The sequence below is a fragment of the Streptomyces sp. NPDC048504 genome (genome assembly GCF_043200035.1).
Taxonomy (GTDB): domain Bacteria; phylum Actinomycetota; class Actinomycetes; order Streptomycetales; family Streptomycetaceae; genus Streptomyces.
This window is the reverse complement of the sequence record NZ_JBICXA010000004.1, coordinates 218,307-233,389: the sequence shown is the minus strand read 5'-3', so window position 1 is coordinate 233,389 and position 15,083 is coordinate 218,307. Positions and strand designations below refer to the sequence as shown.

Annotated in this window: 12 protein-coding genes; 7 read left to right on the top strand and 5 right to left on the bottom strand. The window is 69.3% G+C overall.

Annotated features, from left to right (window positions below; genetic code table 11):
- The first annotated feature begins 58 nt into the window (after positions 1 to 58).
- From ACGFY9_RS11955 to ACGFY9_RS11940, 4 genes are all read left to right on the top strand, one after another.
- The gene (locus ACGFY9_RS11955; protein WP_393753596.1) at positions 59 to 928 is read left to right on the top strand and encodes a carbohydrate ABC transporter permease; all 870 of its coding nucleotides are present in this window, start codon (positions 59 to 61) and stop codon (positions 926 to 928) included.
- On the top strand, positions 912 to 1,826 hold the full coding sequence (locus ACGFY9_RS11950; protein ID WP_393753595.1) for a carbohydrate ABC transporter permease: 915 nt from the start codon (positions 912 to 914) through the stop codon (positions 1,824 to 1,826). Before ACGFY9_RS11955 ends, ACGFY9_RS11950 begins: the two co-directional genes overlap by 17 nt.
- Before the next feature lie 64 nt (positions 1,827 to 1,890).
- On the top strand, positions 1,891 to 3,186 hold the full coding sequence (locus tag ACGFY9_RS11945) for an ABC transporter substrate-binding protein (protein ID WP_393753594.1): 1,296 nt from the start codon (positions 1,891 to 1,893) through the stop codon (positions 3,184 to 3,186).
- A gap of 93 nt (positions 3,187 to 3,279) precedes the next feature.
- The gene (locus ACGFY9_RS11940; protein ID WP_393753593.1) at positions 3,280 to 4,311 is read left to right on the top strand and encodes a LacI family DNA-binding transcriptional regulator; all 1,032 of its coding nucleotides are present in this window, start codon (positions 3,280 to 3,282) and stop codon (positions 4,309 to 4,311) included.
- Between the two features lie 2 nt (positions 4,312 to 4,313).
- Here the strand turns inward: ACGFY9_RS11940 and ACGFY9_RS11935 are convergent, their stop codons facing one another.
- Entirely contained in the window at positions 4,314 to 5,486 is a 1,173-nt protein-coding gene (locus ACGFY9_RS11935) for a glycoside hydrolase family 76 protein (protein ID WP_393753592.1), read from the bottom strand.
- 214 nt (positions 5,487 to 5,700) lie between these two features.
- Between ACGFY9_RS11935 and ACGFY9_RS11930 the strand changes: the two genes are divergently transcribed.
- Both ACGFY9_RS11930 and ACGFY9_RS11925 read left to right on the top strand, forming a co-directional pair.
- The gene (locus ACGFY9_RS11930; RefSeq protein WP_393753591.1) at positions 5,701 to 7,314 is read left to right on the top strand and encodes a glycoside hydrolase family 27 protein; all 1,614 of its coding nucleotides are present in this window, start codon (positions 5,701 to 5,703) and stop codon (positions 7,312 to 7,314) included.
- Positions 7,315 to 7,347: 33 nt separating this feature from the next.
- Positions 7,348 to 8,808, top strand: coding sequence for a glycoside hydrolase family 76 protein (locus tag ACGFY9_RS11925; RefSeq protein ID WP_393753590.1), 1,461 nt, complete (start codon positions 7,348 to 7,350; stop codon positions 8,806 to 8,808).
- Positions 8,809 to 8,815: 7 nt separating this feature from the next.
- Here the strand turns inward: ACGFY9_RS11925 and ACGFY9_RS11920 are convergent, their stop codons facing one another.
- Both ACGFY9_RS11920 and ACGFY9_RS11915 read right to left on the bottom strand, forming a co-directional pair.
- The gene (locus tag ACGFY9_RS11920; protein ID WP_393753589.1) at positions 8,816 to 9,715 is read right to left on the bottom strand and encodes an amidohydrolase family protein; all 900 of its coding nucleotides are present in this window, start codon (positions 9,713 to 9,715) and stop codon (positions 8,816 to 8,818) included.
- A complete protein-coding gene (locus tag ACGFY9_RS11915; RefSeq protein WP_393753588.1) occupies positions 9,712 to 10,764 on the bottom strand; it encodes an aromatic amino acid lyase in 1,053 nt (350 codons plus the stop codon). The genes ACGFY9_RS11920 and ACGFY9_RS11915 overlap by 4 nt, the downstream gene beginning before the upstream one ends.
- Before the next feature lie 196 nt (positions 10,765 to 10,960).
- On the opposite strand from ACGFY9_RS11915, the gene ACGFY9_RS11910 reads away from it, so the two are divergent.
- Complete coding sequence (locus tag ACGFY9_RS11910; RefSeq protein ID WP_393753880.1) at positions 10,961 to 12,442, top strand: MFS transporter; 1,482 nt, start codon at positions 10,961 to 10,963, stop codon at positions 12,440 to 12,442.
- A gap of 36 nt (positions 12,443 to 12,478) precedes the next feature.
- On the opposite strand, the gene ACGFY9_RS11905 is transcribed toward ACGFY9_RS11910, so the two are convergent.
- On the bottom strand, positions 12,479 to 14,266 hold the full coding sequence (locus tag ACGFY9_RS11905) for a SpoIIE family protein phosphatase (RefSeq protein ID WP_393753587.1): 1,788 nt from the start codon (positions 14,264 to 14,266) through the stop codon (positions 12,479 to 12,481).
- A gap of 47 nt (positions 14,267 to 14,313) precedes the next feature.
- Positions 14,314 to 15,018, bottom strand: coding sequence for a class I SAM-dependent DNA methyltransferase (locus tag ACGFY9_RS11900; RefSeq protein ID WP_393753586.1), 705 nt, complete (start codon positions 15,016 to 15,018; stop codon positions 14,314 to 14,316).
- Between the last annotated feature and the right edge of the window lie 65 nt (positions 15,019 to 15,083).

Below are 15,083 nucleotides of genomic sequence, written 5' to 3'. Positions count from 1 at the left end.
CCGAGGACGACCCTGGCGGCGGCCACCCAAGAGGTCCTCGGACACCCTGGCCGCGTACGTGTTCCTGGCACCGGCGCTCATCGGCTTCACGGCGTTCGTCGTCTACCCGCTGTTCCGCTCCGCGTACTTCGCGCTGACGACGTACAACGGCCTGACGGACCCCAAGTTCGTCGGCCTCGACAACTTCCACCGCATGTTCACCACCGACCCGTCCTTCTGGCCCTCGGTGCGCGCCACGCTGCTGCTCGTCGTGCTGTACGTGCCGCTGTCGCTGGCCATCGGGCTGGCCCTGGCGGTGTTCTGCAACCAGCGGATGCGAGGCGTCGGCCTGCTGCGCACCCTGTGCTATCTGCCGGTCGTGCTGCCCGTGGTCGCCACGATCACGCTCTGGAAGTTCGTGTTCAACCCCCAAGTCGGCCTGGCCAACCAGGTGTTGAAGTGGTTCCACCTGCCTACCAGCGAGTGGTTGTCCGGCGACAACTCGGCGATGCCGTCGATCGTGATCGTCATGCTGTGGAGCGTCGGGTCCACGATGATCATCTTCCTCGCCGCGCTCCAGGCGGTCCCCACCGAGCTGTACGAGGCGGCCAGGCTCGACGGAGCCGGCCCCCGCACGGTGTTCTTCCGGATCACCCTGCCGCTGATCAGCCCGATCATGATCCTGCAGGTGGTCCTGCAGATGGTGACGGCCCTCCAGGCGTTCAACCAGCCGAAGATCCTCTCGCCGGACAACCAGGGCGGTCCCGGGTTCAGCACCAGGACCCTGATGCTGTCGATCTACGACAACGGCTTCCCCCGGCTCGGGCAGGTCTCCCAGTTCGGCTACGCCTCCGCCCAGGTTTGGGTGCTGTTCCTCGTCATCGTCGTCGTGATCGCCGCCACCGCCCGCTTCTCGTCGATTTGGACCTACAGTGACCACGTCTCCTGACGTCACCAGGGCGCCGACGACCGCGCCGACACCGGTCGCCCCACCGACGAAGCCGCCCCGCAGGGCCGTACGCACGGCATCCTGGTACGCCGTCGCGCTGCTTATCAGCTCGGTGATGATCCTGCCCATCCTGTGGATGCTCACCGTCGCGCTGAAGGGCCCCTCGGCGGTCTTCGAGGTCCCGCCGAAACTGCTGCCGCACGAGTTCCACTTCAAGAACTTCATCGACGGCCCGAAGGTGATCCACTTCCCGCGCCTGCTGCTCAACTCCCTTGTCATAACCGGTCTTTCGGTGATCGGCGGGGTGATGACGTCGATGATGGCGGGCTACGCGCTGGCCCGGCTGCGCTTCCCCGGCCGCAAGGTGTGGTTCTACGTCTTCGTCGGCAGCATGCTGCTGCCCCCGGTGGTCGGCATCATCCCGCTGTTCCAGCTCTTCAAGGACATCGGCTGGTACGACACCTGGCTGCCGCTGATCGTCCCGGCCTTCCTCGGCGGCAATCCGCTCTTCATCTTCCTGGCCCGGCAGTACTTCCTGTCGATCCCGCACTCCATCGACGAGGCGGCCAAGGTCGACGGCGCGGGACACGTCCGGATCTTCTTCAGCGTGATGCTGCCGATCACGAAGCCCGCCTGGATAACGATGTCAATCCTGGCCTTCCAGATGTCCTGGAACGACTACCTCAACCCGCTGATCTACCTGTACTCGTCCCAGAAGTGGCCGCTGAGCGTGGGCATGGCCTCCTTCGTCACCCAGTTCGCGGGACAGACCCCGGACTGGAACCTCTACATGGCCACCAACCTGCTCTACATGCTCCCGCCACTGATCGTGTTCTTCGTCGCCCAGCGCTACTTCATCCAAGGTCTGAGCGCCCTGGGCACCGTCAACCAGCGCTGATCCGACCCCGTCCCGTCCCGACCCACCTACGAGCCGTATGCCAGCCAGGTATCAGGAGGCCACGATGAAACGATGGATCCGTTGCGCCGGAGCGTTGCTGTCGGCGGGGGGACTGCTCGCGACGGCGGCCTGCGGCGGCTCGTCCGGGAAACAGTCGGACGGCAAGGCCACGGTCACCCTGATGACCTGGGAGTCCGCCGCCACCAACAAGGCCATCGACCAGGCCCTGACCGGCTTCCACGACCCGAACATCACGGTCAAGCGCGTCGACACCCCCAACGGCAACTACAGCGACAAGCTCGCGGCCCTCACCCAGGCCAAGAAGCTCCCCGACCTCTTCTGGTGCGGCAACGACACCGAGCAGCAGTACACCAGCCAGGGCCTCCTCACCGACTGGGCCTCCCGGCTCTCCGGCTCCAGCGACTTCGGCGCGAGCAGCTTCGTCTCGTCCACGATGAAGAACTGGAAGACCGCCGACGGCAAGATAGGCGGCGTCCCCTCCCTGCTGAACACCTACGGCATCTGGTACGACATCGACGCCTTCAAGGCCGCCGGCATCACCGTGCCCGCCGCGGGCTGGACCTGGGACCAGATGTTCGACGCGGCCGCCAAACTGCACGCCAAGGGCGCCAAGTACGGCCTGGTCGCCGATGCCCTGACCTCCACGGACGGACCGTTCTCCCTCAGCACGTACGCCCTGTCCGCGGGCGGCAAGCCCTTCGCCGACAACGTGCACCAGCCCACCAGGACGACCATCGACACGACGTACACCGAAGGCGTCAGTAAGGTCGTGGCCGGCATCAAGAGCGGCGCCATCGCGCCTCCCGGCTACGACATCAGCAACCAGCAGGGGCTGTTCGCCGCCGGACAGATCCCGATGCTGTGGAGCGGCCAGTGGCTGGCCGCCGGCTTCCTCACCGACAAGCCGAAGATCAAGTACGGCTTCGCGCCCCTGCCCCAGGTGACCAAGCCCGCCACGCTCTACGACGCCGTGGGCATCTGCACCCCGTCGTACACCCAGAACGCGGACGCCACCTTCAAGGTCCTCAAGTACCTCGACTCCACCGTGTGGACCAAGGTGCTGCCCGACTCCCCGGTCGCGGCCCCGGCCTATCTCTCCGCACAGAGCGCCTACTTCGGCGCCCTCGACAAGGCCGGCCAGACGACTGTCGCGGCCACCGTCAAGGCGGGGCTGAACACGCAGACCACCATCGGCGTGCGCTTCACCACCCAGTGGGCCAGCCAGTCGAATGACTTGATCACCGCCTACTGGCCGGACATCCTCAACGGCAAGAAGCCTCTCTCCGACCTCCAGACGATGACCGACAAGATCAACGATGTGATCAAGAACAACGGTTAGCGTCCCGGGCCGAGCGGCGGGCCGGGACCCGATACGTATCCTGAGGGCGGTCCCGGCCCCCGGTACGCGATGGAAGGTTGGTCTTCAACTCACGTGAGCAGTCGTCCCCCGCACCGCCAGAACACCAGACCCACGATGCGCGACGTCGCGGAGCGGGCCGGAGTCGCCGTCGTCACCGTCTCCCGCGTCGTCAACGGCATCGGCACGGTCCGCGAGGAGACGGCCGAACGCGTGAACGCGGCGATCACCGCGATCGGCTACCAGCGCAACGAGATCGCGCGTTCCCTGCGCCCCGGCCAGAACTCCATGACCATCGGGCTGCTCCTTGGCGACCTCACCAACCCGTTCTACGCTTCTCTCGCGAAGGCCGCCGTCGAGGTCGCCAACGAGGCAGGCTACGCAGTCCTGTTGAGCACCGCCGACGAGGACCCCGAGGTCGAGCGCCGGGCCGTCGGCGAGCTGATCGGCCGCCGGGTCGCCGGGCTCATCATCGTCCCCGACCAGGGCGACCACGCCTTCCTCAACGAGATCAACGGCCACGACCACGTGCCGATCGTCTTCGTCGACCGGCCGGCCACCGGCGCCGAGGCCGATGTCGTCCTGGTCGACAACGAGGACGGCGGACACAAGGCCACTCAGCACCTCGTCGACCAGGGCCACCGCCGCATCGCGATCCTCGTCGCGCCCTCGTACTACAGCACCGGCCGACGGCTGCGCGGCTACCGCAAGGCGCTGCGCCGCAGCGGCATCGAGCCCGACAACGACCTGGTCGTCACCCTGCGCCGCGGCACCACCGAGGAGGCCGAGGCCGCCACCCGCGCCCTGCTCACCTCCGCGCACCCGCCCACCGCGGTCTTCTCCACCACGGGCTTCCTCACCGAGGGCGTGCTGCGGGCCTGCCGTGACCTCCAAGTCTCCGTGGCCGTCGTGGGGTTCGACGACTTCAAGCTCGCCGACATGCTCCCCACCCCGGTCACCGTCGTCACCTCCGACACCGAGGAACTCGGCCGCCGGGCCGCCCACATCCTGCTGGACCGCATCGACGGCGACGACAGCCCCTCCCACCGCACCGTCCTCCCGGTGCAGCTGATCGCACGCGGCACCGGGGAGATCGGACACCCGTAACGTCAGTACAGGATCCGCCACTTGGCGCGCGGCCAGGCGAGCACGGCGTAGAGCTGTACGAGGGCCGCCTGCTGGATCGCCTGCGTCCCACCGGCCGAATCGAAGTGCACGAGGCCGGTCGCGGGATCGCGCATCGTGTCCCACACCTGGTCGGCGTAGGCGGCCATCGCCCGGTGGTAGGTGTCCTTCCCGGTCACCGACTCCAGGAGCAGCAGGTTCTTGAAGAAGATCGAGTTGAAGAACACGGGCTGACCGAACAGCCGCCCCTGCGTGACGTAATAGGCGTACGCGGCGGCCGCAACTCGCTCCGCCTGACGCAGGTAGGCGCGGTCCCGGGTGACCTCGTACAGCAGCACGGCGACACCGACCGGCACGCCCTGGTTGTAGGACCAGACGGTCTTCTCGATCGTCCCCTGCAGGTCAAGGTGGTCCCAGTACAGCCCACTTGGGCTCTGCAGATGCGCGTTCGTCCAGTCGTAGAAGCGCTTGGCCCACTCCAGGTAGTCGGCCTCGCCGGTGATCTGGTGCAGGCGCAGGGCGAGTTGGGCGCCCGGCATGTTCGAGACGGTGTTGCGGTCGTGACTCCAGTCGGCCTGCGTCCAGAAGACCCCGCCGGGTGCGGCATGGCTGCTGTCGGTGTCCCAGCCGGACTTGACCAGGGCGAAGACCTCCTTCGCGCGGGCCAGCGCGGCGGCGTCCCCCGTCTGCAGATACCGCTGGACCTTCGCCAGCCCGACCCATTCGTTGTCGTCGTAGAACATGTCCCCGCCCGCCCCGTACGGCGCGACCGGGTAGGAGGCGTAACCCGGCAGCTTGGTCGTCCCGCCGCCCGCGTTCCAGTGGTGCTCCTGCGCCGCCGCCCGCCGCGCCAGCTCGGGCTCCAACTCCGGTGCCACGACGGTGAGATCGAGCGCGGCGACGTGCACCTGCGAGAAGGGCCATTCGTACGAGTACGGGTTGTCGCCGGCCGCCGCCGGGATCTGCTCGCGGACCAGCCCGGAGCCGTCGGTCGCGTCGAAGTGTCTTCTCAGCGCGTAGTACGTCGCCTTGGCGCGGGACAACGCCCGTGCCGCGCTGGGGCGTTCGGCCGCGAAAGAGGGGGTGGCGGCCGTCGCCGTCAGAGCGGCGGCCAGGCCGGATCCGATCATCACGCGCCGGGAGGGACGCAGCGACATGGAGGCCTCCAAGGGTGCGGGTGGGTGCCGATGATGGAAACGTTGTCATCGACTCACGAGGTCGTCAACGCATCTGACGACACGGGTAGTTCACTCCCGGGACATTTTGGTCCGGACCATTGACGACGCAGCTCCGCTGATGGAACCTTCACGATGGTTACGTTTCCACAGGTGAGTTCGACCGGCCCCACACGGCGAAGCAGGAGACCTCGACATGACCCTCCCGTCACCCTTCAAGAGACGTCTGAGCGCCGCCCTCACGATGGTGCTGCTGCTGGCCCTCGTCCCGGCCCTGCTGGTGCTGCGCGCCGCGCCGCCCGCGCAGGCCCTCGACAACGGCCTCGCCAGGACGCCCCCGATGGGCTGGAACGACTGGAACGCCTTCGGCTGCAACGTGACGGAGCAGCTGGTCGAGCAGACCGCCGACTACCTCGTCTCCTCCGGGCTGAAGGACGCCGGGTACCAGTACGTCAACATCGACGACTGCTGGATGACCTCGGCCCGCAACTCGGCCGGTCAACTGGTCCCGGATCCGGTCAAGTTCCCGAACGGCATCAGCGGCACCGCCGCCTACGTCCACGGCAAGGGCCTCAAGCTCGGCATCTACGAGAGCGCCGGCACCGCCACCTGCGCGGGCTACCCGGGCAGCCTCGGCCATGAGCAGACCGACGCCAACAGCTTCGCCGCGTGGGGCGTCGACTACCTCAAGTACGACAACTGCAACCACCAGAACGTGCCCGACCAGCAGCGCTACACCGCGATGCGCGACGCCCTCGCCAACACCGGCCGCCCGATCGTCTACAGCCTCTGCAACTGGGGCCTCGCCGACGTGTGGACCTGGGGCGCGGGCGTCGGCAACAGCTGGCGCACCACCGACGACATCAACGTCAACTTCTCGACCGTGGTGTCCATTTACAAGGCCAACGTCAAACTCGCCGCGTACGCCAAGCCGGGCGCCTGGAACGACCCCGACATGCTCGAAGTCGGCAACGGCATGTCGTTCACCGAGGACCGCTCCCACTTCAGCCTCTGGTCGGAGATGGCCGCACCGCTGATCGCCGGCACCGACCTGCGCAAGGCGACCGCCGCCACGCTCTCCCTCTACGGCAACAAGGACGTCATCGCCGTGGACCAGGACTCGCTGGGCAAGCAGGGCACCGAGATCTCCAACTCCGGTGGCCTGCACGTCCTTTCCAAGCCCCTCGCCAACGGCGATGTCTCGGTGGTCCTCTTCAACGAGAACTCCTCCGCCGCCACCATCACCACCTCGGCGACGGCGGCCGGCCTTCCCTCGGCATCCTCGTACAAGCTCAACAACCTCTGGTCCCACGTCGTCAGCAGCACCAGCGGCAGCATCTCGGCGAGCGTCCCCGGCCACGGCTCGGTGATGTACCGGGTATCCGCCGGCAGCGGCACCAGCGTCGGCACCACCCACCCGCTGATCGGCGCCTCCTCCAACCGCTGCCTCGACGCCTACAACGGCGAGACCACCCCCGGCACCAAGATCGAGATCTGGGACTGCGGCGGCGGCACCAACCAGGCCGTGACCATCACCGCCGCCAGTGAACTCCGGCTCTACGGCGGCACCCAGTGCCTGGACGCCTACGACAACCAGACCAGCAACGGCACCAAGGTGCAGCTCTACACCTGCAACGGCGGCGCCAACCAGAAGTGGAGCGTCAACCCCAACGGCACGATCACGGGCACCCAGTCGGGCCTCTGCCTCGACGTCACCGGCGGCGACCAGCCCGCCGGCAACGTCAACGGCACCGCGCTGGAACTCTGGTCCTGCAACGGCGGCGCCAACCAGCAGTGGCGCCTGGGCTGACCTCCCGCATCCCCCCACCTCGATGGAGCCGGCATGACCTCAACAGCACGACGTATCAGGAGAGTCGGGACCGGCCTGATCGCCGCCCTGGCCCTGTTCATGCCGGTGTCCACCGGCGTCGCGACCGCCGCCGCCCAGGCGTCGATCTGCAACAAGTACTGCGACGCCCGCGACCCGGCCCTCTCCCCGGGTGACCGGCAGCCGGTGAGCGCGACCATCTACTCCCGGAGCATCAGCCTGCACTTCGACGACACCGACGCGATGGGCTGGGCCTCGATCGCCAACGGCAGCCCCGGCGACGAGGTCTGGCTCGACCGCTCCTTCGACGGCGGCCGTACCTGGGCCTCCGGCAGCAAGCTCGGCGACACCACCATCCCCGCGGGGCAAGGCGGTTGGCGCACCCTGATGTACAACGTCGACGACTGGAACAACCTCGGCGTGGGCGCCCTGCGCGCCTGCGGCAAGGCCGGCGACCGGGCCGAGATCGCCTGTACGTCCTGGGCCCGCACGACGTGGAACGCGGGCAGCCGCCCAACTGCCGCCGCCACGGCACTGATGCAGTCGTACAACCTGGGCACCGGCCTCTTCGACACCACCGGCTGGTGGAACTCGGCCAACGCCATGACCGCCCTCATCGACAACATCCGCGTCACCGGCATGGCCAGCTACAAGTACGCGATCGCCAACACCTACGACCGCAACCTCTCCGCCCAGGGCGGCAACTTCACCAACGACTACATCGACGACACGGGGTGGTGGGGACTCGCCTGGGTCGACGCGTACGACCTCACCGGCGACTCCCGCTACCTCAACACCGCCCGCGCGGACGCCGATTACATGGCGCGGTACTGGGACTCCACGTGCGGCGGCGGAGTCTGGTGGAGCACGGCGAAGACCTACAAGAACGCCATCGCCAACTCCCTCTACCTGGAGCTGAACGCCGCCCTGCACAACCGCATCGCGGGCGACACGGCGTATCTCGGCCGGGCCAACGCCGAGTGGTCGTGGTTCAAGGGCACCGGCATGATCAACGGCTCCCATCTGGTCAACGACGGCATCAACCTGGCGACCTGCGGCAACAACGGCGACACGACGTGGTCGTACAACCAGGGCGTGCTGCTCGGCGGTCTGTCGGAGCTGTACCGGGCGACCGGGGATTCCGGGTTGCTCACCACCGGCCGGCAGATCGGTGACGCCTCGACCACGGCGACGGCCCTCAACTCCGGTGGAATCCTGCGGGAACCGTGCGAGACGAGTGGCTGCGGCGGTGACGGCCCGTCCTTCAAGGGTGCGTACGTCCGGGGCCTGAGCGCCTTCAACTCCCGCCTGTCCGACCGGCCTTACACCGCGTACATCAAACGCCAGGCCGACAGCGCGTACGCGAACGACCGCAACTCCCTTGACGCGTACGGGCTGCACTGGGCCGGACCGCTGGACTCCACCGACGCGGCCCGGCAGCAGAGCGCGCTCGACCTGATGAACGCGGCGAATTGACGCCCCGTCACCCCTGCCCGGTGAGGAGCCGTCGCGGATTGGCGATGCGAAAGGCGTAGGCCGCCGCCCCGCCCAACCCGTACCCCGGGTGGCGGGGCGGCTCCGCGTAAGGGCGGTCCGAGCCCTGGACGACGGCGTTCACGCCCAGCGCGCGCACGATCGCGTCGACGGCGGTCGGGCCGTAGGACGACGTCTCGACGAACACGCCCTGGTCGCCCTCCTGTTGCCGCCCGCCACGGGCCGCCAGGCGCTCGCCGTGCAGCGGGGCGAGTCCGGCCAGCAGGGCGAAGCACACGCGGAGGCGTGGATGGCGGGGGCGGCCGAAGGCGCGGAAGGCGTACCAACTGGCGTGCATCTGCTGGACGTACGGGACCATCGCGGGCCACCACGCGGGGTCGGCCGAGGAGCCCACGGCGGGCCCCGGGTGGACGAAGAGCGGGAGGTCGCGTTCTTCGAGCAGGTCGAGGAGCGGGGCGCAGCGGGCGTAACCGGCCGCGTCGGCAAGGGAGTCGGCGGGGAGTTGGAGGCCGACGAAGCCTCGGTCGAGGGCCTTGGCGGTCGTGTCCGCGTCGATGTCCTGTACGCAGGCCGCGGCCCAGGCCCCGAACGGCTCGGGCAGCGCTGACGCGCCGTCGTGATACGCGTCGAGCAGCGGCCGTGCCTGAGCCTCGGGCAGCCACTCCACGCCGATCGGGGCGGACAGCGAGACGAGGACCCGGTCGAGACCGTCGGCGGCGGCGAGTTCGGCGCGCCGGGCGATGTCGTGGTCGGCGGGCGGTATCTCGAAGGGCGGTTCACCGTCCAGGAACAGCGTCCAGCCGTCCAGGTACGGTGGTTCGCGGCGGGCACGCAGAGCCGTCACCAGCGATGGGGTCCACAGATGCTGGTGTACGTCGACGTTGGTCATGTCGCTTCTCCCGCCAAGGCGTTCAGTGTGCTGCGGACGTCGTCGGACCCCAGGATGTCGCGGCTCACCGTCTCCACGTCCACCCCGTGCGGCCGGTCGTCGTCCAGCGTGGGCACGCGCTTCCGGATCGCGCGATACAGGAACTCCGGCCCCCGCCCCAACGTGCCCGGCGCCGCCAGATCCACCGCTTGGGCGGCCACCACCGCCTCCACGGCGAGGAGTTGACGCAGCCGGCCGAGCATCGTCGTCAACCGCCGAGCACCGAGCGCCGCGTTGGTCGAGTCGTCCTCCACGGAATCGGCGCCCTGCCGGGGATCGATACACACCGGCACGGCCAGCATCCGGACCTCGGCGACCAGCGCCTGCGCCGTCTTCACCAGTGGCGCGAACCCCGACCGCTCCGGACCGTACGGCGAGAGGTTCGCGGGCAGCCCACTGACCGCCGGGTCGAGCAGCCGCCGCATGCGCTCGGCGGAGATCGCCGCGGTCTGGGTCAGGGCCAGCGCGAGGGTGTCGAAGGCGAGGGCCAGGGCGGGGGTGTGGAAGTTCCCGGACGAGAGGATCTCGCCTGTGCTGCCTGGCGCTGATACCTGCGCGGCGCTGCCGGTGTGGTCCGGCGTCTCCGGGCTCATGCCGGTCGCGGCTGGCTCCTGCGGGGCGGCGCCGGTACTGGGCAGCGGGTCAGGGGTGTCGCCGGCGCTGGTCGGCAGCGCAAAGGCGTCTCCGGCGCGTGTCAGTACGTTCGGAGTGTTGCCGGTGGCGGGCAGCGCATCCAGGGTCTGGCCGGCGCCGGTTGGCAGCTCCGGGTCGTCCCCGGCGCCCGTCAGTGCCCCCGGGCCGCCCAGTCCTGTCGTCAGGCCGTACGTCGGGATCTGGCGGTCGACCACCTCGTCCACGACCGCCCGTTCGCCCGCCAGGCGCGCCAACACTCCATCCGCCAGGGCGACTTGGGCGCCGTGGTGGGCGACGGCGACGACATCGCCGTAGGACAGCGTCTGTCCGTCTACGACGACCTCGGTCACCAATGGCTTCTCCCCATGTCCTGTCATGTGTGAACCTAGCGCCTGGGGTCGTGATGATCGAGTGGTGGGGAGCAGGGGGCGGGCGTACCGTCGAACGGTGAGCAACCGGTGGACGGAGCCGTTCACCGGGCCCTCGTGAGTGCGATCTCCCATGAGCAGCAGCCCTCAGCAAGCCCCCGCGGACCAGACCACCACCCGGGACACCGGCGGTGGCGGCAGCACGATGGCGCTGCTCGTCATCGCGTCCTGTCAGCTGATGGTGGTCCTCGACATCACCATCGTGAACATCGCGCTTCCGCACATCCAGAGCTCGCTGGGGTTCTCGACCACCAGCCTGGCCTGGGTCGTCAACGCGTACACCCTCACCTTCGGCGGTCTGCTGCTGCTCGGTGGGCGGGCCGGGGACATCCTCGGGCGGCGGCGGGTGTTCGTGTTCGGTGTGCTGCTCTTCGTACTCGCCTCCCTGCTGGGCGGGTTGTCGCAGAACTCCGGTGAGCTCCTCGCCGCACGCGCCCTCCAGGGCGTCGGCGGTGCCATCGCCTCGCCGACCTCGCTCGCCCTGATCAGCACGACGTTCCGCGAAGGCCCGGAACGCAACCGGGCGTTCGGGGTCTTCGCCGGTGTCTCGGCCGGCGGCGGCGCGATCGGACTGCTGATGGGCGGGATCCTCGTCGAGTGGCTGAACTGGCGCTGGGTGCTCTTCGTCAACGTCCCGATCGGACTGCTCATCGTCCTCGCCACCCCGCGCTGGATCAAGGAGTCCGAACGCCACCCGGGCCACTTCGACATCACCGGCGCCCTGACCTCCACCGTGGGCGTGGTGTTCCTCGTCTACGGCTTCATCCGGGCCGCGCAGGAGGGCTGGCGGGACTGGCTCACCCTGAGCTCGTTCGCCGCGGCCGTGGTCGTCCTCGCCCTGTTCGTCCTGGTCGAGCGGCGCTCCCGGCAGCCGATCACCCCGCTGCACATGTTCCGCGACCGCAACCGCGCCGGGACGTACGGCATCATGCTCTGCCTCGCCGCCGCGATCTTCGGCATGTTCTTCTTCCTCACGCTCTTCGTGCAGGACGTGCTGGGCTTCAGCCCGCTCATGGCCGGCTTCGCCTTCCTGCCGGTCAGCGCCGTCATCGCGGTCGGCGCGGGACTGGCCTCACGGTTCCTGCCGACCTACGGGCCCAAGCCGTTCATGGTGGTGGGCGCGATCCTCGCGGCGGCGGGCCTGTCCTGGCTGACGCTGACCGACGTCCACTCCACGTACCTGGGCAGCGTCCTCGGCCCGATGCTGGTGTTCAGCCTCGGTATGGGCATGGAGTTCGTGTCGCTGACCCTGATGGCACTCTCGGACGTGCCTGTCCAGGAGACCGGCGCGGCCTCCGGACTCCTCAACGTCACACAGCAGGTGGGCGGTTCGCTCGGACTGTCCATCCTGGTCACGATGTTCGGTACCGCCAGCCGCAACGAGGCGAAGGACCGGATCCCCGCCTTCCTCGCCCAGGCGACTCCGGCCGAGCGCATCCGCTTCCAGCGCACCGGCCAACTCCCGGGCACCTGGGGCGATCACGTCCTCACCGCCGGTGTCTCGGCCGCGTTCGTGATGGCGGCGATCTTCACTGTCGTCGCCGCGCTCATCGCCGTCATCGTGATCCAGGTCCGCCCCTCCGACCTGGAACGCCTCAAGGGAGGCACGGGAGTTGGACCGGTCTGAACGTCAACTCCCTTCTGAAAGCCAACTCCCTTGAGATTACTGGCCCTTCGGGATCTGCTGCTCGAACCACACGACCTTGCCCGAGCTCAGCCGCGTCGCTCCCCAGCGCTGGGCGAGCCGGTCGACCAGGAAGAGGCCGCGGCCGCCCTCGTCGCCGGGTGCGGCCCGCCGCATACGGGGCACCTGGGGCGAGTCGTCGGTCACCTCGCAGCGCAGCACGTCGGTGCGCAGCAGCCGTAGCGAGATGGGGCGGGAGGCGTACCGCACGGCGTTCGTGACGACCTCGCTGACCATGAGCTCCGTGCTGTCGAGCAGATCGTCCAGGCCCCAGCGAAGCAGCACCCTGCGGGTCAGCCGGCGGGCCTGGCCCGCGGTGAGCGGGTGGGGGTCGAGGTGCCAGTAGCCGACGCTGTCCGGCGGGAAGCCGTCGAAGCGGGCGGTGAGCAGCGCGATGTCGTCGTCGCGTGGGCCCGGCGCCAGTGCGGTGAGGATGCGGTCGCACAGCCGCTCCAGCGAGGACAGGCGGTGCCGGTGCGGGGTGGCCTGGAGGTGGGTGCGCAGGGCCTCGACGCCCGTGCCCACGTCGGTGTCGCGGGACTCGACCAGGCCGTCGGTGTACAGCACCAGGGTCGTGCCGGTGGGCGCGGGCATCTCCACGGACTCGAAGACGACGCCGCCGACGCCGATCGGCGCGCCCGGCGGGACCTGGAGCACCTCGGCGTGACCGTTCGGGCGCAGCAGCACGGCGGGCGGGTGGCCGGCGTTGGCCATGAGGAGGCGGTGCGAGATCGGGTCGTAGATCGCGTACAGGCAGGTCGCGATGTGGTCGCTGCCGAGGCGCTGGGCCTGTTCGTCGAGGTGGTGGAGGACCTCGTGCGGGGGCAGGTCGAGGCCGGCGAGGGTCTGCACGATGGTGCGCAGCTGGCCCATGATCGCGGCGGAGGTCATGGAGTGGCCCATGACGTCACCGACGATCAGCGCGACCCGGCTGCCGGGCAGCGGGATCGCGTCGTACCAGTCGCCGCCGACCTGCGCGGTCTTCGAGGCGGGCAGATAGCGGCTGGCGAGCCGGATGCCGGTCGACTCGGGCAGCGAGGACGGGAGCATGGTGTGCTGCAGGGTGTCCGCGACGGAGGCTTCGTGGCCGTACATCACCGCCTTCTGGACGCCGATGGCGGTGTGGGTGGCGAGCTGGGAGGCGACGAGCAGGTCGTCGGCGGTGAACGCGGAGCGGTCGGGGCGGCGCAGCAGGACGACGGTGCCCATGACGTGGTGGCGGCCGTGCAGCGGGGCGATGATCAGGCGGCGGCCCGGCGGCAGCGTGCCGTGCGCGCTCGCCGCGGGGCCGAGCAGTTCGGCTACGGCGGGGTGGATGCCCGGGTCGTCGCCGAAGGCCGGCCGCCCGGCCAGGAGCAGCTTCGCGAGCCGGCCGGTGAGTACCGGCTGCACCCGCTCGGCCACGCTCGCGTACTCGGCGTGCGGCATCAGCAGCGCGGACCTCGCCTCCGGCGCCCGGTCGACGCTGTGCAGTCGCAGGACGACGGGCGCCGCCGACCTCTCGTCCCCGACGGGCAGCGGATCGTGCAGGTGGATCACGATCGCGTCGGCGAAGGCGGGGACCGCAGCCCACCGCAGTTCCCGCAGCGTCTCGTCCAGGTCCATCCCGCGGGCGATCCGGCGGGTGGCGACATCGAGGTACTGGAGCCGGTCCATCTGCTGCACGGGCGTCCGGCCGAGCGGTACGACGGGCGCCGGGCCGCTCGCCGAGGAGCCTCGCCGGGCGGTTCCGGCGGGGCCTTCGCGGGGGCTGGGATGCTCCGTCACACGCTTCGTCCCGTCACTGGTACGGCAGCCGGGTCGGTCCTACCGCCTCAGTCGCGCCGTCGGCAGCAGAGGAACACCTGTTCCTCGGGCGGGACGTCGGCGGTCGCCGGGGCGTAGGTGTAGGAGTTCTCCTTCACGATGTCGAAGCCGGCCGTGTCGAGGATCTTGTGCAGGTCTTCGAGGAGATAGCCGGAGACCCTGATCGTGTTGCCCAGGAAGGGGATCTCGAAGTCGTCCACATGGGCCTCCACCATCGACAGGGCGAACAGCCCGCCCGGACGCAACAGGTGGTGGATCGTGCGCAGGGCGAGCGGGATCTCCGCGCGCGGGAGCATCAGCAGGGAGAAGAACGCGGCGACCCCGTCGAAACGGCCCAGGTCACGGGCGCCGCCCGGGCGCAGGTCCGCGAGGTCCAGCTGGTGGAACGTGGCGGTGGGGACGTACCCCCGGGCCAGCGCCACCATCCGGGCGGAGAAGTCCACGCCGACGACCTCGAAGCCCGCGTCGGCCAGCTGGCGGGCGGTCGGCACACCCGTGCCGGAGCCGAGGTCCAGCACGCGGGCACCCGGGTCCAGGGACTCGATCAGCCAGTCACCGGCGCCGACCTGGCCCTCCTTGTGCGGGAATGCCTCGTCGTACCGGTCCCCGATGGCATCGAAGGCCTCGGCCTGACCGGTGCGGTCGAGCCGAAGGCTGTCGTACCCGGACCCGTCGTGCGTTCCGCTCACTGAAGTGGCCTTTCGTCCGCGCATAGAGGATTGTCCCACAAGTCCGTGAAGTGAGGTTTCGGCGGAAAAAGAACGTGAGGGGCGCCCCC